Origin of the sequence: Streptomyces galbus, from assembly GCF_005280195.1 — a bacterium.
Classification (GTDB): domain Bacteria; phylum Actinomycetota; class Actinomycetes; order Streptomycetales; family Streptomycetaceae; genus Streptomyces; species Streptomyces galbus.
The window spans coordinates 145,674-163,511 of sequence record NZ_SZPR01000011.1; the positions used below are offsets into that span (position 1 = coordinate 145,674).

The 17,838-nt window shown below is 74.2% G+C and carries 18 protein-coding genes; 5 read left to right on the forward strand and 13 right to left on the reverse strand.

From position 1 onward, the window contains the following. Positions 1-41 precede the first annotated feature (41 nt). The gene (locus E4U92_RS11695) at positions 42-1,226 is read right to left on the reverse strand and encodes a winged helix DNA-binding domain-containing protein (protein WP_137300270.1); all 1,185 of its coding nucleotides are present in this window, start codon (positions 1,224-1,226) and stop codon (positions 42-44) included. Between the two features lie 229 nt (positions 1,227-1,455). Here E4U92_RS11695 and E4U92_RS11700 point away from each other — a divergent pair, with 229 nt between their 5' ends. Beyond that, complete coding sequence (locus E4U92_RS11700) at positions 1,456-1,752, forward strand: hypothetical protein (protein ID WP_137300271.1); 297 nt, start codon at positions 1,456-1,458, stop codon at positions 1,750-1,752. A gap of 181 nt (positions 1,753-1,933) precedes the next feature. On the opposite strand, the gene pspAB is transcribed toward E4U92_RS11700, so the two are convergent. From pspAB to glnA, 5 genes are all read right to left on the reverse strand, one after another. Continuing rightward, positions 1,934-2,527 carry a PspA-associated protein PspAB gene (gene pspAB, locus E4U92_RS11710; protein ID WP_137300509.1) on the reverse strand — a complete coding sequence of 198 codons (594 nt, stop codon included), beginning with the start codon at positions 2,525-2,527 and terminating at the stop codon, positions 1,934-1,936. An 18-nt stretch (positions 2,528-2,545) separates the two neighbouring features. Continuing rightward, on the reverse strand, positions 2,546-3,460 hold the full coding sequence (gene htpX, locus E4U92_RS11715) for a zinc metalloprotease HtpX (RefSeq protein WP_137300272.1): 915 nt from the start codon (positions 3,458-3,460) through the stop codon (positions 2,546-2,548). Positions 3,461-3,659: 199 nt separating this feature from the next. Further along, positions 3,660-4,985 (reverse strand): hypothetical protein, encoded by a 1,326-nt coding sequence (locus E4U92_RS35865; RefSeq protein WP_168725095.1) that lies wholly within the window; start codon positions 4,983-4,985, stop codon positions 3,660-3,662. An 8-nt stretch (positions 4,986-4,993) separates the two neighbouring features. Beyond that, positions 4,994-5,248 carry an SCO2583/SCO2584 N-terminal domain-containing protein gene (locus E4U92_RS11725; RefSeq protein WP_137300273.1) on the reverse strand — a complete coding sequence of 85 codons (255 nt, stop codon included), beginning with the start codon at positions 5,246-5,248 and terminating at the stop codon, positions 4,994-4,996. 130 nt (positions 5,249-5,378) lie between these two features. After that, positions 5,379-6,788, reverse strand: a complete 1,410-nt coding sequence (gene glnA, locus E4U92_RS11730; RefSeq protein ID WP_137300274.1) for a type I glutamate--ammonia ligase — start codon at positions 6,786-6,788, stop codon at positions 5,379-5,381. A gap of 208 nt (positions 6,789-6,996) precedes the next feature. On the opposite strand from glnA, the gene E4U92_RS11735 reads away from it, so the two are divergent. Next, complete coding sequence (locus tag E4U92_RS11735; RefSeq protein ID WP_137300275.1) at positions 6,997-7,464, forward strand: RDD family protein; 468 nt, start codon at positions 6,997-6,999, stop codon at positions 7,462-7,464. Positions 7,465-7,545: 81 nt separating this feature from the next. On the opposite strand, the gene E4U92_RS11740 is transcribed toward E4U92_RS11735, so the two are convergent. The 4 genes from E4U92_RS11740 to lipB all read right to left on the reverse strand — a co-directional run bounded on the left by E4U92_RS11740 (position 7,546) and on the right by lipB (position 10,719). Then, on the reverse strand, positions 7,546-8,247 hold the full coding sequence (locus tag E4U92_RS11740) for a DUF4191 domain-containing protein (RefSeq protein WP_137300276.1): 702 nt from the start codon (positions 8,245-8,247) through the stop codon (positions 7,546-7,548). Positions 8,248-8,346: 99 nt separating this feature from the next. Beyond that, positions 8,347-8,550, reverse strand: a complete 204-nt coding sequence (locus E4U92_RS11745) for an SCO2195 family GlnR-regulated protein (protein WP_067231594.1) — start codon at positions 8,548-8,550, stop codon at positions 8,347-8,349. Between the two features lie 270 nt (positions 8,551-8,820). Further along, positions 8,821-9,786 carry a lipoyl synthase gene (gene lipA / locus E4U92_RS11750; RefSeq protein ID WP_137300277.1) on the reverse strand — a complete coding sequence of 322 codons (966 nt, stop codon included), beginning with the start codon at positions 9,784-9,786 and terminating at the stop codon, positions 8,821-8,823. A 135-nt stretch (positions 9,787-9,921) separates the two neighbouring features. Continuing rightward, positions 9,922-10,719, reverse strand: a complete 798-nt coding sequence (gene lipB, locus E4U92_RS11755; protein ID WP_137300278.1) for a lipoyl(octanoyl) transferase LipB — start codon at positions 10,717-10,719, stop codon at positions 9,922-9,924. Positions 10,720-10,986: 267 nt separating this feature from the next. On the opposite strand from lipB, the gene E4U92_RS11760 reads away from it, so the two are divergent. Continuing rightward, complete coding sequence (locus tag E4U92_RS11760) at positions 10,987-12,426, forward strand: NsdA family TPR-like regulatory protein (RefSeq protein ID WP_137300279.1); 1,440 nt, start codon at positions 10,987-10,989, stop codon at positions 12,424-12,426. Positions 12,427-12,445: 19 nt separating this feature from the next. Here E4U92_RS11760 and E4U92_RS11765 read toward each other — a convergent pair whose 3' ends face one another. Together E4U92_RS11765 and E4U92_RS11770 are read right to left on the reverse strand one after the other, a co-directional pair. Further along, complete coding sequence (locus E4U92_RS11765; RefSeq protein ID WP_137300280.1) at positions 12,446-13,825, reverse strand: NAD(P)/FAD-dependent oxidoreductase; 1,380 nt, start codon at positions 13,823-13,825, stop codon at positions 12,446-12,448. Between the two features lie 180 nt (positions 13,826-14,005). Then, positions 14,006-14,899 carry a TIGR01777 family oxidoreductase gene (locus E4U92_RS11770; RefSeq protein ID WP_137300281.1) on the reverse strand — a complete coding sequence of 298 codons (894 nt, stop codon included), beginning with the start codon at positions 14,897-14,899 and terminating at the stop codon, positions 14,006-14,008. A 73-nt stretch (positions 14,900-14,972) separates the two neighbouring features. Between E4U92_RS11770 and E4U92_RS11775 the strand changes: the two genes are divergently transcribed. Then, the gene (locus E4U92_RS11775; protein WP_137300282.1) at positions 14,973-15,470 is read left to right on the forward strand and encodes a GNAT family N-acetyltransferase; all 498 of its coding nucleotides are present in this window, start codon (positions 14,973-14,975) and stop codon (positions 15,468-15,470) included. 41 nt (positions 15,471-15,511) lie between these two features. On the opposite strand, the gene E4U92_RS11780 is transcribed toward E4U92_RS11775, so the two are convergent. Next, positions 15,512-16,696, reverse strand: a complete 1,185-nt coding sequence (locus E4U92_RS11780) for a MarP family serine protease (protein ID WP_137300283.1) — start codon at positions 16,694-16,696, stop codon at positions 15,512-15,514. Positions 16,697-16,881: 185 nt separating this feature from the next. Between E4U92_RS11780 and E4U92_RS11785 the strand changes: the two genes are divergently transcribed. After that, positions 16,882-17,757: a peptidoglycan recognition protein family protein gene (locus E4U92_RS11785; RefSeq protein WP_137300284.1), complete on the forward strand. Its 876-nt coding sequence runs from the start codon at positions 16,882-16,884 to the stop codon at positions 17,755-17,757. Positions 17,758-17,838 lie beyond the last annotated feature (81 nt).

Below are 17,838 nucleotides of genomic sequence, written 5' to 3' on the forward strand. Positions count from 1 at the left end.
CCCCGGGGGTGGGCACACGTGCCCGTGCTCGACCGCTCGCCTCACGGCCGACCGCTCAGCTCCTTCTCCAGCGGTGTCCGGAAACGGGGGGTCACCCTCGTGTCGTCCAGCCAGCCCCGCAGGGTCGCCGCGGCCCCCTCCACGGCGGACTCCGCCTCCCGGCCCACCGGCTCCAGCAGGCGCCACACCACCTCCCCGGACGGGCGCTGGGCCCAACTCCCCACCACCCGGCCGTCCCACCACACCGTCGGCCCCACGTTGCCGCTCCGGTCGAACAGCGCGTCCCGCAGCCCGGGCGCCAGGTACCAGTCCCGCTGCTGCCAGCCCATCGCCGTGGGATCGAGCGCGGGCAGCAGCGCCGCCCAGGGCTCCCCGGCCTCCGGCACCGCCTCCTCGTCGTCCTCCGTGACGTACGCAGGACCCTCGTCGACCACGACCTCGCGCGCCCCGATCGCCGCCAGGGCGCGCCGCACCTCCGTCACCCGCCACCCCGTCCACCACTTCAGGTCCGCCTCGGTGGCCGGCCCGCACACCGCGAGCCAGCGCCGCAGCAACTCCGCCTGCGCCACGGACGCGTCCAGCTCCGGGTGCGCGGGCGCGGGCGCCCACCGGAACTGGCTCGACGTCCAGGAACCCAGCGGCCGGCCCCGCACCACCTTGCCCTCGACGCCCAGCACCTTCAGCAGCCGCGTCCCGACGGTGTGCACGCCCTCGTAGCTCTTCCCGGCCGCGTACACGAACTGCTCCCGCAACCGCGGCTCCTCGCGCGCCAGTTCCGCCGCCGTGGCCTGCCCGAGCCGGGCCAGGGCGGCCAGCGCCGACTCCTCGACCTCCTTCAGCCACACCGCGTCCGGCGCCCCGGCCTGCGCCATGCTCTTCAGCAGCATCGCCCGCTCCCGCGCCGCCACCGTGAGCCCCGTCGAGGCGTGCACGACCGCGGTCAGGTCGGTCGGGAAGACGAACACGGTGTGCCGCATGCCGTGCATCCGCACCAGCGACCGGTCCTCGTACAGCGCCCGGTCCGTGCGGGGCACCGTCGACGCCGGGTCGGTCAGCCGTGCCCCGACCGCCAGGTACACCGTCGCCGGATCGCTGCCGTGCAGCGCCACGAGCGAGTCGGCGACGTCCTCCGGGCTCCCGGCCCGCGCCCGCGCCGTGAGCCGGTGCCGCAGGGCGAGCCGGGCCCGCCGCTCCGCCGGGCCCACGTACCGCCGTCCGTCCGCCATGCCGACCTCCCAGGTCTCCCCGTCCGCCACCGCACCGCCGGCCCCCGGTCGCCGGCCCGCCCCTCCATCGTGCCCGCCACCACTGACAACGGCCCGCCACCGCGGTCGAGGTCCGGACCCGGCCGGGAAAAGCAGGTGCACGGTGCGTGACCGCATCCCTACGCTGGAGCCCGCGGGACGGAGGGGACCGTCACCGCCAGTCACCCACCCACACCTACGGAGGCCCGTCATGGGGACCATCGTCCTGACCGGGACCCTCGTCCTGGTCGTCCTGGGATTCGGAAACCAGCTCTACTGGCTCGCCGCGATCGCGGTGCTGTTCCTGTACGTGCGGTACGGGCGCAGTGCGTCGCCCTCCGTGCCGCCCACCGCCGGACCGGCCGGCGGCGCGGCGCCGACGTCGTACAAGGCGTACCGCGAGCGCCGGGACACGCAGGCCAAGTGGGAGCGCCGCTACCGTCGCGAGCGTCCCTTCGAGGCCCGCCGCCAGGCCCGCGAGAAGAGCGGCCAGGGGAAGAACAGCTAGGTCGTGTCCGCAAAGTCCCGTCGTCCGCCCGGAGGGCGGGCCCTGCGGCGTCCGGTGCGTGCTCTCGGCGTGCCGGGCGGACGTCCGCGTACTGGCCGTACTCGGGTGTTCGCCCGGTGCGGCGAGAGTGCGTGCCGGGCGTCGTAGGGCAGGCGGGACTTTGCGGACACGGCCTAGCGCCTCAGAGGCCGGGGGCGCCCCACACGGGGAACCACCGGCCGAGGTCCTGCTCGATCCCGAGGTCGCCGGCGAGCGCTCCCCGCACCTGGAGTTCGAGCGGGTTGTCGCGCCGCTGCCCCGCACCGGGCAGCGGCGCGAACGGGTAGAAGGTGCCCCGCTTGTACAGGTAGACCAGGGCCAGGCGCCGGTCGTCGTCCGGGTCGGCGGCGCGGAACCCCGCGAGCGAGCACAGCAGTTGCGGGCCGAAGCCGTTGACCTCCATGGAACTGTTCACCGCGTGCAGGTCGTTGACCAGCAGGGACAGCTCGTCGGGGGAGCGACGCGAGACCAGCCAGGAGTAGCCGTAGGCGTCCCGGACGAGGTCCACCGGCGGGCCCGTGCGGTCGGTGTCCGCGTCCAGCAGCGCCCGCACCTCGCGGTGGGTCTGCTCGAAGGCGGCGCCCTCCACCGTGGCGAAGCACACCGCGCCCTGCCCGGTCGGTGTGAACCCGGTAGCGGCCTCCAGCGTGACCGCCGCCGACGGCAGCGCGAACAGCCGGTCGAGGTCGGGCGCGACCGGTTTCGTACGGCCGAGCAGGATGTCGAGCAGCCCCATCATCAGTCCCTCGGTCCCTCAGCCCCGGCCGGGCGTCGCGGCCTCGCCCAGTTCGGCGGAGATGCGGGCCAGTTGCTCGACGCGCTGCCGGAGCGTCGGGTGGGTGGAGAAGATCCGCTCGATGCCGGGCTCCCGGCCGGCGGCCGGCGTGAAGTAGAAGGCGTTGAAGGCCTGGGCCGTGCGCAGGTCCCTGGTCGGGATGCGGGCGATGTCGCCGGACACCTTGGTCAGCGCCGACGCTAGCGCGGAGGGCCGGCCCGTGAGCAGCGCCGCCGCCCGGTCGGCGGCCAGCTCCCGGTACCGGGACAGGGCCCTGATCAACAGGAAGCTGAGCGCGTACACGGCGATCGACACGCCCATGATCGCGGCGAGCACGGCGGCGGTGTTCTGGTCCCGGCGCCCGCCGAACAGCCCGGAGTACAGGGCGAACCGCACGATCAGCCCGGCGAGCACGCCGAGGAACGACGCGATGGTGATGACGGCGACGTCCTTGTGCGCCACGTGCGACAGCTCGTGCGCGAGCACGCCCTCCAGCTCCGCGGGCTCCAGCCGCCGCAACAGCCCGGTCGTCACGCACACCACGGCGTTGTCGGGGTTGCGCCCGGTGGCGAAGGCGTTGGGCATCTCCATGGCGGACACCGCGACCACCGGCTTGGGCATGTCGGCCAGGGCGCACAGCCGGTCCACCACGGCGTGCAGCTCGGGGTACTCCGCGCGCTCCACGACCCGCCCGCGCATCGCGAACATCGCGATCCGGTCGGAGAACCAGTACTGGGCGCCGAGCAGACCCGCCGCCACGACCACGACCAGCACCCACGACTTCAGCAGCAGCACGAGCGCGGCCACGAAGGCCACGTACAACAGTCCCAGCAGGAACAGGGTGACCGTCATCCGCACGGTCAGCCGCCGATCACTGCGAAAACGGCTCCGCATCTTCCACCACCCGGCACTCGGGCACTCGTCCCTGCAGCCAGTGTGCCTCCGCCCCTCCCCATGAACCTCTCCCGATCGGGCCTAGGAGCAGCAAAAGGTCCCTGTGCCCGGGAACGCCGCCGGGACCGGGAGGGGGATCGGGCAGAGGAGCAGGGAGGGTCAAGAAAGGGGCGAGGGCGGGGACCGGCGAGCGGGCCCCTCAGCGCGCCGCCTCCCGCGCCGCCCGTGCGCGCACCACCGGGTCGGCGTCCTCCCGCGCGACCCGCAGCGCCCGTGCCCGCGCGCTCCCGCCCCGGCGGAACGACAGCCGCAGCGCACCCACGCGCACGTGCCGGGGCCGCCCGGCGTCGAGCCGTTCGCCCAGCCACTCCTCGGACAGCAGGTGCACCGAGGGCTCCACGGCGAGCGCGGTCTCGCGCACGACAGCGGGCGCAGGGTCGTCGAGCAGCGGGTGCAGCCGTCCTGCGTCGGCGACGTCCAGCAGCCGCAGCCCGGCCACGGCGCGGGCCCGCACGGCGGCCGAGGGGTGCCCGAGCAGCGCCCACAGCGGGCCGGCGTCCGCCCGCTCCCCGCACTCGGCGAGCCCGATCACCGCGCCCGGCGGCAGCAGCGGATCCCCGGCCCGCGCGCACCGCTCCCGGTACCACGCCGGCGGATCGCCCCCGGTCTGCCGTACGACGTACCGTGCGCAGGCCCGGACCAGCGCCGACCGGTCGGCCAGGAACGCCACCGCCCGCTCCGGCTCCCCGGTGCGCCGCAGCGCGGTCACCCCCGCCGACCGGGCCTGCGGCGAGCGGGCGCCGAGCAGCGGACCCACCACCTCCTCGCAGGGCCGGCCCTCGGGAACGGCGGCCAGGGCCGCCTCCGCGCACAGGGACCGGACGACCGTGTCCGCGTCCCGAGCGGCGGTGCGGGCCAGCTCGGCGGGGGAGAGGCGGCCCGTCTCGACCGCCACCCGGTGGGCGTGACGCCGCACGGCCGGATCGGCGTGGGCCGGCAGCGAGGGCGGCCAGGGCCGGGACGGGTCGCGCAGCGCCTCGTCCAGCAGCGCGACACCGAAGTGCCCCCGCTCCCGTCGGCCCACCAGCAGGATCACGGGCGCCAGCCCGACGACGGCCCCGAGGCCGTCCCCGCCGACGGCGTCACCGTGCACGAGCTCCCGCAGCACCTGCCGCGCGGCCTGGCGCACCGGGGCGACCCAGTCGGCGGCGCGCACGACGAGCAACGGCAGCAGGGCGGGGCGGTCGGCCACCCCGCGCACCGCGGCCTCCCGCACCCGCCCGTCGCGATGGCACAGGGCGAGCGCGTACCGCGACGCGTCGAGCCCCGCGGGATCGCCGGGCAGCGGAGCGACGCGCTCCCACTCGGCCCGGCCCGCACCGGCACGCCACCAGGTCGCGCGCCGCACCCCCGCGTCCAGCGCGAGCCACGCCCGGGGGTCGCCCCCGTCCAGGACGCCCTCCACGTCCTCGCCCCGCGCGAGCCGCACCGCGGCGGCCCCTCCCGCACGCGGGTCGTCGTCCACGTGCACGGCTAGTACGGCGCCTGGAACCGCGCGTACCCGAGAACGAGGATCACCGCCACCACGCACCCCAGCACGATCGCCGTCGACGCCCACGACGAGCGTCGGGCCGTCCTCGGCTCCGGGGTGCCGCGGAAGGGCTGGGGCCGGGGCGGGGCGTCCTTCCAGCGGGCGGCCAGCATCCGGGCCCGCGCCGAGGGCTCCTTGTGTTCCGCGGCGTCGGCCCACCGCAGGTCGAACTCCCGCTGGTCGTCCTGTTCGGACATCCCCGTGTCTCCCCCGTCACCTCGTCGAACAGTCGTGCAGGAACGATACGACGGCGCCCCCGCCCTGCGGAACAGGAGCGGGGGCGCCGGACGGCCCGGGGGAGCGGAAACCCGCTCCCCCGGGGTGATGTCACACGTCGAAGTAGAGCTCGAACTCGTGCGGGTGCGGACGCAGCTGCAGCGGGGCGATCTCGTTCGTGCGCTTGAAGTCGATCCACGTCTCGATCAGGTCGGACGTGAACACGTCGCCCTGGAGGAGGAACTCGTGGTCGGCCTCGAGGGCGTCGAGGACGGCGCCGAGGGAGGTCGGGACCTGGGCGACGTTCGCGTGCTCCTCGGGAGCCAGCTCGTACAGGTCCTTGTCGATCGGCTCGGCCGGCTCGATCTTGTTCTTGACGCCGTCCAGGCCCGCGAGCAGCAGCGCCGAGAAGGCCAGGTACGGGTTGCCGGAGGAGTCGGGCGCGCGGAACTCGACGCGCTTGGCCTTCGGGTTGGAGCCCGTGATCGGGATGCGCATCGCGGCGGAGCGGTTGCGCTGCGAGTACACCAGGTTGATCGGCGCCTCGAAGCCCGGCACCAGGCGGTGGTACGAGTTCACCGTCGGGTTGGTGAAGGCGAGCAGCGCCGGGGCGTGCTTGAGGATGCCGCCGATGTAGTAGCGGGCGGTGTCCGACAGGCCCGCGTAGCCGGCCTCGTCGTAGAACAGCGGGTCGCCGTTGCTCCACAGCGACTGGTGCACGTGCATGCCCGAGCCGTTGTCACCGAAGATCGGCTTCGGCATGAAGGTCGCGGTCTTGCCGTTGCGCCACGCCACGTTCTTCACGATGTACTTGAAGAGCTGCAGGTCGTCGGCCGCGGCGAGCAGCGTGTTGAACTTGTAGTTGATCTCCGCCTGGCCGGCGGTGCCCACCTCGTGGTGCTGGCGCTCGACCTTCAGGCCGGACTTCTCCAGCTCCAGGGAGATCTCGGCGCGCAGGTCGGCGAAGTGGTCGACCGGGGCCACCGGGAAGTAGCCGCCCTTGTAGCGCACCTTGTAGCCGCGGTTGTTCTCCACCGCACCGGTGTTCCAGGCGCCCGCCTCGGAGTCGATGTGGTAGAAGGACTCGTTCGCCGAGGTGGCGAAGCGCACGCTGTCGAAGACGTAGAACTCGGCCTCGGGGCCGAAGTACGCGGTGTCGGCGATGCCCGTCGACGCCAGGTACGCCTCGGCCTTCTTCGCCACGTTGCGCGGGTCGCGGGAGTACTGCTCGCCCGTGATCGGGTCGTGGATGAAGAAGTTGATGTTGAGCGTCTTGTCTCGGCGGAACGGGTCGATCCGGGAGGTCGACAGGTCCGCGCGCAGCGCCATGTCGGACTCGTGGATCGCCTGGAAACCACGGATCGACGACCCGTCGAAGGCGAGCTCCTCGTCCGGGTCGAACGCCTCGACGGGCACCGTGAAGTGCTGCATGACGCCCGGCAGGTCGCAGAACCGGACGTCGACGAACTTGACGTCCTCGTCCGCGATGAACTTCTTGGCCTCGTCGGCGTTCTGGAACATCCAGCTCCTCCTACTCCCGACCGCCTGCCGGGGTGGTAGATCGTTCGTGCGGCCAGTGCGGGTGGCACACGCTGTCCTCGACCCTAGGGACGGGTGATTTCTCGTGCGTGACCCATTTGTTTCGCTGAAGTTAACCGGCCTTGTTCGAGCCTAGTACCCGCACACCCCGGGTAGCAGCCGCAGCCCACGGGCGCAGTACCGTGGTCGGGTGGACAACAGGCGAGCAGTGGGATCGTGGCTCTCCGGGCCGCGCGCGGCCATGGAGGACGCCGGTGCCGACTTCGGATACCGGGGACGGCAACTGGGTCTGCCGGAGGAGGGACCGGGCTCGATCGCCCGCCCCGGGCGCCGCCTCGGCGCGCTGGCCGTGGACTGGGCGCTGTGCGTCCTGATCGCATACGGCCTCATCACCGACGGCTACACCCCCGCCACCAGCAACTGGGCGCTGCTCGTCTTCTTCGTGATGAGCGCCCTGACGGTCGGCACGGTGGGCTTCACACCCGGCAAGCGCCTCTTCCGCATCCGGGTCCTGGCCCTGGACACCGGCACGGTCAACCCGCTGCGCGCCCTGCTGCGCACCGTGCTGCTGTGCCTGGCGGTCCCGGCCCTGATCTGGGACCGCGACGGCCGCGGCCTGCACGACCGCCTGGCCCGCACCGTCGAGGTGCGCATCTAGCGTCCGGACCGCAGACAAGACGTACGGCGAGGGGCGCCCGGAGTGATCCGGGCGCCCCTCGCCTCGTACGTGTCGCCGGTGTCAGCGGCCCTTGGGGCCGCCCCGCGGCAGCTTCATGCCCTTGGGCATCGGGCCCTTGGGCAGCGGCATGTTGCTCATCAGGTCGCCGAGCGCCCGCAGCCGGTCGTTGGTCGCGGTGACCTGCGGGCCGGTCAGCACGCGCGGGAACTTCAGCAGGGTGGTGCGCAGCTTCTTCAGCTCGACCTGGCCCTCGCCCGTGCCGACGATCACGTCGTGCACCGGGACGTCCGCGACGATGCGGTTCATCTTCTTCTTCTCGGCGGCCAGCAGGCTCTTCACCCGGTTCGGGTTGCCCTCGGCGACCAGGACGATGCCGGCCTTGCCGACGGCCCGGTGCACCACGTCCTGGCTGCGGTTCATCGCCACCGCGGGGGTGGTGGTCCAGCCCCGGCCGATGTTGTCCAGCACGGCCGCGGCGGCGCCCGGCTGGCCCTCCATCTGCCCGAAGGCCGCCCGCTCGGCCCGGCGCCCGAACACGATCGCCGTCGCGAGGAAGGCGAGCAGGAGGCCCAGGATGCCGAGATAGATGGGGTGACCGATCAGGAAGCCGATCGCGAGGAAGACACCGAAGGTGACGATCCCGACAGCCGCGAGTACAAGACCGATCTTCTTGTCGACCTTGCTGGTCATCTTGTAGGTCAGGGCGATCTGCTTCAGTCGCCCGGGGTTCGCAGCGTCCGCTGCGGTTTCCTTCCTCGCCATGGCACGAAGTCTACGTGGCCCCGGGAGTGCCTTCGACGGCAGTGCCCGGCCGGTGCCCGGCGGGGAGGCGGAACGGCGCCCTCCGTGGTCGGGGGTGCCTCAGGAGGTGAGGGAAGCGGCCTGGTCGAGGACGCGCTGGGCCTCGACGCGGTCCTTGGCGCGGCGGCGGTCCTCCAGCACGGAGGTCCAGGCGTTTCGGCGGGCGGTGCGCTGGCCGCCGCTCATCAGCAGCGACTCGACGGCGCGCAGGGCGTCGGTGAAGGACGGGATGGCGGTGGCGCGAACAGGTGGCGCGGCCTGCATGTGGGGATCCCCCTCGTATGCGGCGTGGGCGGTACGGCCTACGTGGTGTGATGCCAGGGTCACTGACTGGTGTTACCAGGGCGTGACCGACCGGTCAAACGGCGATGAAACCTTGATACGCGTCACGCGACGACGGACGCGGCCCCGGCGTACGCCCTCAGCTGCGAGGACGGCCGAGGCCGCGTCGAATCGGCCGTTACCGGCCAGTAGGTTCTTGTGCGCGAGTTCACACGGACGGCCCCGTGGCCGGCCGGGTGGGGTCGCCCGTGGTCAGACGGCCTGGGCGGCCACGAAGGCGCCGCGCTTCTCGACGGCCATCTGGTACAGCCGGCCCGCGCGGTACGAGGACCGCACCAGCGGCCCGGACATCACACCGGAGAAGCCGATCCGCTCGGCCTCCTCCTTCAGCTCCACGAACTCCTGCGGCTTGACCCAGCGCTCGACCGGGTGGTGGCGCACGGAGGGGCGCAGGTACTGGGTGATGGTGATCAGCTCGCAGCCGGCGTCGTGGAGCTGCTGCAGCGCCTCCACGACCTCCTCGCGGGTCTCGCCCATGCCGAGGATCAGGTTCGACTTGGTGACGAGGCCGAAGTCGCGTGCGGCGGTGATCACCTTCAGGGAGCGCTCGTAGCGGAAGCCGGGGCGGATCCGCTTGAAGATCCGCGGGACCGTCTCGACGTTGTGCGCGAAGACCTCGGGGCGGGCGGAGAAGACCTCTGCGAGCTGCTCGGGGACCGCGTTGAAGTCGGGTGCGAGGAGCTCGACCTTGGTGCGGCCGCCCTCGCGCTGCGCCGTCTGCGCGTGGATCTGGCGGACGGTCTCGGCGTACAGCCAGGCGCCGCCGTCCTCCAGGTCGTCGCGGGCGACGCCGGTGATGGTGGCGTAGTTCAGGTCCATGGTGACCACGGACTCGCCGACGCGGCGCGGCTCGTCGCGGTCGAGCGCCTCGGGCTTGCCGGTGTCGATCTGGCAGAAGTCACAGCGCCGGGTGCACTGGTCGCCGCCGATGAGGAAGGTCGCCTCCCGGTCCTCCCAGCACTCGTAGATGTTGGGGCAGCCGGCTTCCTGGCAGACGGTGTGCAGGCCCTCGCTCTTCACGAGGTTCTGCATCTTCGTGTACTCGGGGCCCATTTTCGCCCGGGTCTTGATCCACTCGGGCTTGCGCTCGATGGGGGTCTGGCTGTTGCGGACCTCCAGGCGCAGCATCTTGCGTCCGTCGGGTGTGACTGCGGACACGTCGGCTCCCTGCTCATCGATGAACGAAGACTTCGATTCTTCGGCGTACACCAGGGTACGCCCGTGCGTTGTGTCCCCCCGGTGGGACCGGCCTCGTCGAACCGGAGGGCGTTAGGCCCGGTCCCGGGCGGGACCTCAGGCCGACGCGCGCTCGACCACCCGGGGCCTGAGCTCCGCGTTCTCCAGCACGTCCCGCAGGTGCCGCTCGGCGACCGGCAGCACCTCGGCGAGGGTGACGTCCCGGCCCAGCTCGTTGGCCAGCGAGGTGACGCCCGCGTCCCGGATGCCGCACGGGATGATGCGGTCGAACCAGGCGTTGTCGGGGTTCACGTTGAGGGCGAAGCCGTGCATGGTCACGCCCTTGGCGACCCGGATGCCGATGGCGGCGATCTTGCGGTCCTCGCGGCGCTGGCCGGCGTTGGAGGGGGCGTACTCCGGGCCGTTCAGCCGAGGGTCGAACTCCTCGTCGTGCAGCCGCGGGTCGAAGTCCAGGGAGAGGCCGCCGAGCGCGGGGCGCTGCTCGACCGGGTCGCCGAGCACCCACACCCCGCTGCGGCCCTCGACCCGGGTGGTCTCCAGGCCGAACTCCGCGCAGACGCGGATCAGCGCCTCCTCCAGGCGCCGCACGTGCGCGACGACGTCCACGGGGCGGGGCAGCTTCTGGATGGGGTAGCCCACGAGCTGGCCCGGGCCGTGCCAGGTGATCTTGCCGCCGCGGTCCACGTCGATGACCGGCGTCCCGTCCAGGGGCCGCTCGCTGTCGGCGGTGCGCCGGCCCGCCGTGTAGACGGGCGGGTGCTCCAGGAGCAGCACGGTGTCCGGGACCTCGTCGGCGAACCGGGCCGCGTGCACCCGGCGCTGCTCGTCCCAGGCCGCCTGGTACTCGACGGCGTCCGCGCCGAACCCCATGCGGACGAACCGCAACTCACTCACGGCAAGCGCCTCCCTCGAAGTCGTCGGCACGCGGCGTCGGTGTGCGCCGGACGCCGTAAGGCATGAAACGCGCCAACGCCACTGTACGACTGCCGGTCGCGCGTCAGCCCTGCGGCCAATCCTCACACGATCGGATGAATGCCCGCCGGATTGTGCGAGCGGCTGCTCACTCTCCGCTACATTCGCGCCGTTCACCAGGCCAAAAAGGGCTGCTCAGAGGCAATCCACGCACTTCGGGTGCGCGGAAGGCAGGAGACCGCACCGCAGATGACGGAACGACCCGCGCAGCGCACCCCCAACCGCCAGCTCGCCGCGCTCATCGCAGAAGCGGGGTTCTCCAACGCGGGTCTGGCCCGGCGCGTCGACCAGCTCGGTCTGGAACACGGCCTGGACCTGAGATACGACAAGACCTCCGTCACCCGCTGGCTGCGCGGGCAGCAGCCGCGCGGCACCACCCCGGCCCTCATCGCCGAGGTCTTCACCCGCCGCCTCGGCCGCCGGCTCACCGCGCAGGACCTCGGCCTGGACGCCTGCGCCCCCGTGTACGCCGGGCTGGAGTTCGCCGGCAGCCCCGAGGAGGCCGTCGACATCGTCAGCGGCCTGTGGCGCAAGGACTCCGGCAGCCACGCCGAGCTGCGCAAGATCGCCTTCACCCCGGCGGGGCTCGTGGTGCCCAGCCGGGACTGGCTGATCGGCAAGCCCGACGAGCGGGTCGCCCGCGGCGAGCAGCCCCCGCGGGTGCCCGCGCAGGGCCGCGCCGTGGTGCCCCGCCAGCGCTCCCAGACCGAACGCGCCCCCGGCCAGCGCGTCACCGGCGGCGACATCGCCGCGCTGCGCTCGGTGGGCGAGCTGTTCCGCAGCCTCGACGACAAGTACGGCGGCGGGCACGCCCGCCAGGCCCTCGTGCGCTACCTGGAGCACGAGTGCGAGCCGATGCTGCGCGGCACCTACGGCGAGCAGACCGGCCGCCGCCTGTTCGCCGCCGCGGCCGACCTGACCCGCCTCGCCGGCTGGACCTCGTACGACATCGCCGCGCACGGGCTCGCCCAGCGCTACTTCGTGCAGGCCCTGCGGCTCTCCCAGGCGGCCGGGGACCGGGCCTACGGCGCGTACGTGCTGATCACCATGAGCCGCCAGGCGGTGTACCTGGGGCACGGCCGGGAGGCGGTGCAGCTCGCGCGCGTGGCGCAGCAGGGCGCCGGCAGCCACGCGCCGCCCACCGTGCAGGCCCTGCTGCACGCCGTCGAGGCGCGCGGGCACGGGGTGCTCGGCGAGGTCCGCGCCTGCACCGCGTCGCTGGTGCGCGCCGAACGCGCCCTGGAGACGGCCAAGCAGGGCGACGAGGTGCCGTACTGGGCGCGCTTCTTCGACGAGGCGCAGCTCGCCGACGAGTGCGGCCACTGCCACCGCGACCTGCAGCAGTACCGCGCGGCCGCGCAGCACGCCGAGCGCGCCCTGCAGCTGCGGCCCGCCGCGCACGCCCGCTCCCGGCTGTTCTGCCGGGTCGTCCTCGCCTGCGCCCGCCTCGGCCTCGGTGAGCTGGACCAGGCCTGCCGGCTCGCCGCCGAGGCGGCCGGGCAGGCGGCCGAGATGAGGTCGGTGCGGGCGGTGGAGTACGTCAGGGACTTCGAACGCCGGCTGGAGCCGTACAAGGACGCGGCCGCCGTGCGCACCTACCGCGACAAGGTCGCCGCGGCCCTCGGCTAGCCGGGGCCGGGCACCTCCGTCAAGCGGCTCTGGCCGTCGTGCGGACCGGGTCCGCGCGGTGCAGGGAACCGGCCGCGCCGAGGTCGGCGAGAATCGCCCGGGCCGCCCGGTGGGCCGAGTGCAGCGCCCCCTGCACGGTGCTGGTGTCCCGGTGGTCGCCGCACACGTAGAGGCCCGCCAGCAGCCGTACCGGGCGCCGCAGGTCGTGCGGGGGACGCATCGCCGGGACGGCCCGCGGGGTGTGGTGCACGGCGAGCGTCTCCCAGCGGGCGGTGGGGACGCCGTACAGCCGGGCCAGGTGGATGCGCACCGCCGTGTCGACGTCGGCCGGGGGCGGCCCGAGCACCGTCGACGACACCAGGGCGCGGCCCGCCGGGGCCCGGCTCGGGTCGACCTCGCTGACCACCGCCGTGTGCGCGACCGGACCGCCCCGGTCGGCGTCCAGGAGCAGCGACCCGCCGGTCGCCGGCGGCTCGTCCGTGGTGTGGTGGACGACGGTCACCGGGTGGAAGTCGGGCACCCGCAGCCCCGGCAGCAGCTCCGCGGCCGTCACCCCGTCGGTGGCGACCAGCACCGCCCGGCAGCGGAACTCCCCGTGCTCGGCGGTGGTCACGGTGTCGGTGGCGACCGAGGTGACCCGCACCCCGGTGTGCACGGTGCCCGGCGGCAGCGACCGCGCGAGCAGCTCGGGCAGCACGTCGGCGCCGCCCTCCGGCACGCACAGCCGCCCCGCCGCGAAGGCCCGCAGCGCGAGGTCCGCGCACCGGCTGGACGTCGACAGCTCCGGGTCGCACAACAGCGCGGCGAGCAGCGGGCGCAGGAAGCCGTCGATCGTGCCGGCGGGCAGCCCGCGGGCCGCGAGGGCCCGGCCGGCCGGCAGCTCCGGTCGGCGCAGCAGCCGTTCCACCGGTGTGGTCGCGAGCCGGGTCAGCGCGCCCGCGAGCCGGGCCTGGTCCACGGCGGTGCCCAGCGGGGCGCCGGGCCGGGCCCTGGGCGCCGACGCGGGTCCGGGCCGGGGGAGTCCCGACGGCCGGGGTGCGCTGGCCAGGGCGCGCACCGCGTGGAGTGCGCCGCGTGCGCCCCCCGCGCCCGGTTGCGCGCCGGCGCGGTGATGGCGCCCGTCGCTGTGCACCAGCACACCGGGGGCGAAGGACCGCAGCGCCAGCGCGGCCAGCGCCGGTGCCAGGGCCAGTTCGGGATACGCCGTGGACAGCAGTTGTCCGATGCGGTCGAGCCGGAACCCGTCGACCTTCTCGGTCGACATGCGGCCGCCCACGCAAGGGGCGGCCTCCAGGACTGCGGTCGTTACACCTGCGCTGATCAGCCGATGGGCGGCGGAGAGTCCGGCGACCCCGGCTCCCACCACGACGACGTCTGCCTGGTACGCGGGCTGAAGCACGTGCCCCTCCTCGAGGTTGCGCGGCCGGTGGGGACGTCATGCCCTCAACAGCCGCCGGGGATACCCGAGTTCGCGTCGAAGGGTAGGGCCGTGGCCGGTCGGGAACAGTCGCGCACGAGCAGAGCACGGTCGCACGACGGTCGCATACGGACAGAGCCGGTCGGCACCGCGGCGGCGGGATCAGGCCAGCGCCGCCCGGATCGCGTCGTCGATCCCCGGGAACGCGAACCTGAACCCCGACTCCAGCAGCCTCCTGGGCACCACCCGCGCGCTGCCCAGCACGTCCCCGGCCATCTCGCCCAGCACCGTCCGCAACACCGGCGCCGGGACCGCGAACACCCTCGGCCGGCCCAGCACCCGCCCCATCGCCTCGGTGATCTCACGGTTCGTCAGCGGCTCGGGCGCGGTCAGGTTGAACGGCCCCGACAGGTCGTCCCGGTCGAGCAGGTGCCGGATCGCGGCCACCTCGTCGTGCAGCGCGATGTACGACCAGTACTGCCGCCCGTCGCCCATCCGCCCCCCGAGCCCGGCCTTGAACAGCGGGAACAGCCGCCCCCAGGCGCCTCCCTGGCGGGCCACGACCAGCCCCGTGCGCGCGAACGCCGTGCGCACCCCCGCCTCCTCGGCGGGCGCCGCCGCGGCCTCCCACTCCACGCACAGCTCCGGCAGGAAGCCCCGCCCCGGCGGCGTGTCCTCGTCGGCGATCCGCTCGCCGGTCTCGCCGTAGATGCCCATCGCGCTGCCGTTCACCAGCACGCGCGGCCGCTCGTCGAGGGCGGCGACGGCCCGGGCCAGCGCCCGCGTGCCCAGCACCCGGCTGTCGTGGATGCGCTTCTTGTACGCCTCGCTCCAGCGCCGGTCGCCGACCCCGGCCCCCGCGAGGTTGACCACCGCGTCGCACCCGGCGAGGCCGGCCGCGTCCACGTACTCCTGCTCGGGGTCCCAGCAGACCTCCTGCGGGCCCCGGGCGGCCCGCCGGACCAGCCGGCGCACCTCGTGCCCGTCGGCCGTCAGGGACCGCACCAGGGCGTTGCCGATGAGGCCGGAAGCGCCGGCCACCGCAATGCGTCGCATGCGTCCCATCCTGCCCCCGGGCCGCACGAAAACCCCTGCCCGACCTCCGGACGCACGTCCTAAGGTGGCCCGCATGCCCGTATCGCACGCCCTCCGCGTCCGCACCGCCGTCCCCGGGGACGACGCGGACCTGGCCGAGCTGGACCGCCGTGTCTGGTCGACGCTGCACGCCGTGACCCCCCAGCCGCAGCCGCCCTACCCGCCCTTCTTCGACGAGCGGCACGCGCCCGGGGACCACCTCGTGGCCGAGCTCGACGGCCGCCTCGTGGGCTACGTCCGCCTCGGCTTCCCCACCCCGCTCGCCGCCAACGCGCACGTGCGCCAGATCCAGGGCCTCGCCGTCGCCGAGGAGGCGCGCGGCCGGGGCGTCGGCCGCGCGCTGATCCGGGCGGCCGTCGACGAGGCCCGCCGGCGCGGCGCCCGCCGCCTCACCCTGCGCGTGCTCGGCCACAACGCCCCCGCCCGCGCGCTGTACGAGGCCGAGGGCTTCGCCGTCGAGGGCGTCCTGCCGGAGGAGTTCCTGCTCGACGGGGCGTACGTCGACGACGTGTGCATGGGGCGGTCCCTCTAGGGGGTGTCTCGCGGACGGGGAGGCCCGGCGGGCCCCGGCGCCTACGAGTCGATCAGGCGGCCGGTGTCCACCGGGGCCGTCGCCGAGGCCGCGCGCCGGGCGTCGCCGGCCACCTCGTCGGCGGTCAGCACGTACCCCGTCTCGGCGTCCGAGGTGGACCGGGCGAACACCACGCCGTAGACCCGGCCGTCGGTGGTCAGCAGCGGGCCGCCGGAGTTGCCGGGGCGCACCAGGGAGCGGATCGAGTAGATCTCACGGGTGACGACCGCGTCGTTGTAGATGTTCCGCCCGGTCGCCCGCACCCGGTTGGCGACCGTCGCCGCCTGCAGGTCGAGGCCGCCGTCCTGCGGGTAGCCCGCCACCACCGCCCGGTCGCCGCGCCCGGCGTCGTCGTCGAAGCCCAGCACGGGCGCCTCCAGACCCGGCACGTACAGCACGGCCACGTCCTTGCGCGGGTCGAACAGCACCACCCGCGCCCCGTACGCCCGGCCGACCCCGCCGACCTGCACCGTCGGCCGGTCGATGCCCGCCACCACGTGGGCGTTGGTCATCACGTGCTCGGGCGCGTACACGAACCCGCTGCCCTCGCGGCCCTGGTCGCCCGAGGAGCCCTCGATCTTCACCGTGCTCAGCCGGGCGGCGTTCGTGGCGCTCGCCGTGACGCTGTCCCCGGTGGGGCGGGCGACCTCGGCCGTCGACTCGTTCTCGAACGGGTTGAACACCTGCGGGAAGCCCGCCTGGGTGAGCGCGGAGGTGGCCCGCGAGAACCACGCCGGAGTGGTGTCCGGCATGGCCTCCTGCACCGCCCCCAGCAGCCGGGAGTCACGGATCGACGACGTCACCACCGGCGAGGAGGACGCGCCCAGCACGCTCGCCGCCACCCACGCCACGATCAGCACCGCCACCGCGTTCGCCGCGGCCCCGCCGACGCCGTCGGCCACCCGCAGCGGCCCGCGGTCCAACTCCCGGCGCAGCCGCAGCGCCAGACGACCCGCCAGCTCGTGCACCAGCACCGCGGGCACCAGCACGGTGAACACCGCGGTCACCGTCGCCGCCGTGCTGCCCGCGGTCACCAGGTCCATCACCCACGGCAGCACCCACACGCCCACCACCGCGCCGCCCACGAAACCGGCGAGCGACACGCACCCGGCCACCAGTCCGCGCCGGTAACCGGACGCGGCGTAGGCGAGGACGACCAGCACCAGCAGGATGTCGAGCAGGTCCACGGAGCCGCCTTTCTCTCGGACCCCTTCATACGCGGGGGACGGGCCCGGTGATCAGCACGCCCGCGTGCCGTCCGGAGCCCGTCACGCGTGTGTGTACCCCAAAAACGCCGCGGACCGGGACGATGGTTCCACCGGGTGGCACAGCACACATCGCGGACGGCGCGGAATCCACCCAGAGTGGGACCATGCGCGCCTTCCGACCGGCCTCCCGCACCGGGCGGGGCCCCCGGGAACGGCGTCCCGCGCGGATACGCCGGGCCGGTCCGCCGGGCCCCCGGACACCGCGCCCGGCGCTCGTCCTGCTGGGCTGCCTGCCCGGACTCGCCGCAGCGCTCGCGCTGCCGCTGTGCGCCGGCGGGATCGACGAGGCCGCCGGCTCCGCGGCCGCCGCCCGCCGCGCCCACCCGGCGGCCGCGAAGGCCGTCCCGCACACCGCGCCGCGCCCCCGCATCCTGCCGCGCAGCGCCTGGCTCGACGCCCGCACCCGCCGCGCCCAGCCGCCCCCGCGCTACGACGACCGGGTCGTCGCCGTGTTCGTCCACCACACCGACACGCCCAACGACTACGACTGCGCCGACACACCCGCCGTCATCCGCACCCTGTACACCGGCCAGACCGGCAGCCGCGACTGGGACGACATCGGCTACCAGTTCCTCGTCGACCGCTGCGGCACCGTCTACGAGGGACGCGCCGGCGGGGTCGACCGGGCCGTCACCGGCGCCCACACGCAGGGCTTCAACCACCGCACCACCGGCATCGCCGCGATCGGCACCTTCACCGCGGGGGTGCCCGTCCCGCGGGCCATGACCGAGGCCATCGCGGCGCTGGCCGCCTGGAAGCTCGGCCCGTCCGGCGCCGACCCGCGCGGCACGGTCCGCCTCACCTCCACCAACAGCCTCAGCCGGTACGCCGCCGGCACCACCGCCACGCTGCACGTCGTGGCCGGCCACCGGGAGGGGTACCGGACCACCTGTCCGGGCGCCGCCCTGTCCGCCCTGCTGCCCGAGATCCGCGAGGAGGCCGCCCGCCTGCAGGGCCGCGCGCCGACGGCCACCCGCTAGGCCGTGTCTTTCGGATCAGCCCGATACGGACCGACGGCGCCTTGACAGTGCCGGTGAGCGGGGCTTGGTGCGTGCAGCTGC

Excerpts from the sequence above, each read along its gene's own strand:
- E4U92_RS11725 (WP_137300273.1), bottom strand. The coding sequence starts at position 5,248 with ATGTCCGAACAGGACGACCAGCGGGAGTTCGACCTGCGGTGGGCCGAC.
- E4U92_RS11695 (WP_137300270.1), bottom strand. The coding sequence starts at position 1,226 with ATGGCGGACGGACGGCGGTACGTGGGCCCGGCGGAGCGGCGGGCCCGG.
- pspAB (WP_137300509.1), bottom strand. The coding sequence starts at position 2,527 with ATGGGGCTGCTCGACATCCTGCTCGGCCGTACGAAACCGGTCGCGCCC.
- E4U92_RS11785 (WP_137300284.1), top strand. The coding sequence starts at position 16,882 with ATGCGCGCCTTCCGACCGGCCTCCCGCACCGGGCGGGGCCCCCGGGAA.
- E4U92_RS11760 (WP_137300279.1), top strand. The coding sequence starts at position 10,987 with ATGACGGAACGACCCGCGCAGCGCACCCCCAACCGCCAGCTCGCCGCG.
- E4U92_RS11775 (WP_137300282.1), top strand. The coding sequence starts at position 14,973 with ATGCCCGTATCGCACGCCCTCCGCGTCCGCACCGCCGTCCCCGGGGAC.
- glnA (WP_137300274.1), bottom strand. The coding sequence starts at position 6,788 with ATGTTCCAGAACGCCGACGAGGCCAAGAAGTTCATCGCGGACGAGGAC.
- E4U92_RS11700 (WP_137300271.1), top strand. The coding sequence starts at position 1,456 with ATGGGGACCATCGTCCTGACCGGGACCCTCGTCCTGGTCGTCCTGGGA.
- E4U92_RS11745 (WP_067231594.1), bottom strand. The coding sequence starts at position 8,550 with ATGCAGGCCGCGCCACCTGTTCGCGCCACCGCCATCCCGTCCTTCACC.
- E4U92_RS11740 (WP_137300276.1), bottom strand. The coding sequence starts at position 8,247 with ATGGCGAGGAAGGAAACCGCAGCGGACGCTGCGAACCCCGGGCGACTG.
- htpX (WP_137300272.1), bottom strand. The coding sequence starts at position 3,460 with ATGCGGAGCCGTTTTCGCAGTGATCGGCGGCTGACCGTGCGGATGACG.
- E4U92_RS11770 (WP_137300281.1), bottom strand. The coding sequence starts at position 14,899 with ATGCGACGCATTGCGGTGGCCGGCGCTTCCGGCCTCATCGGCAACGCC.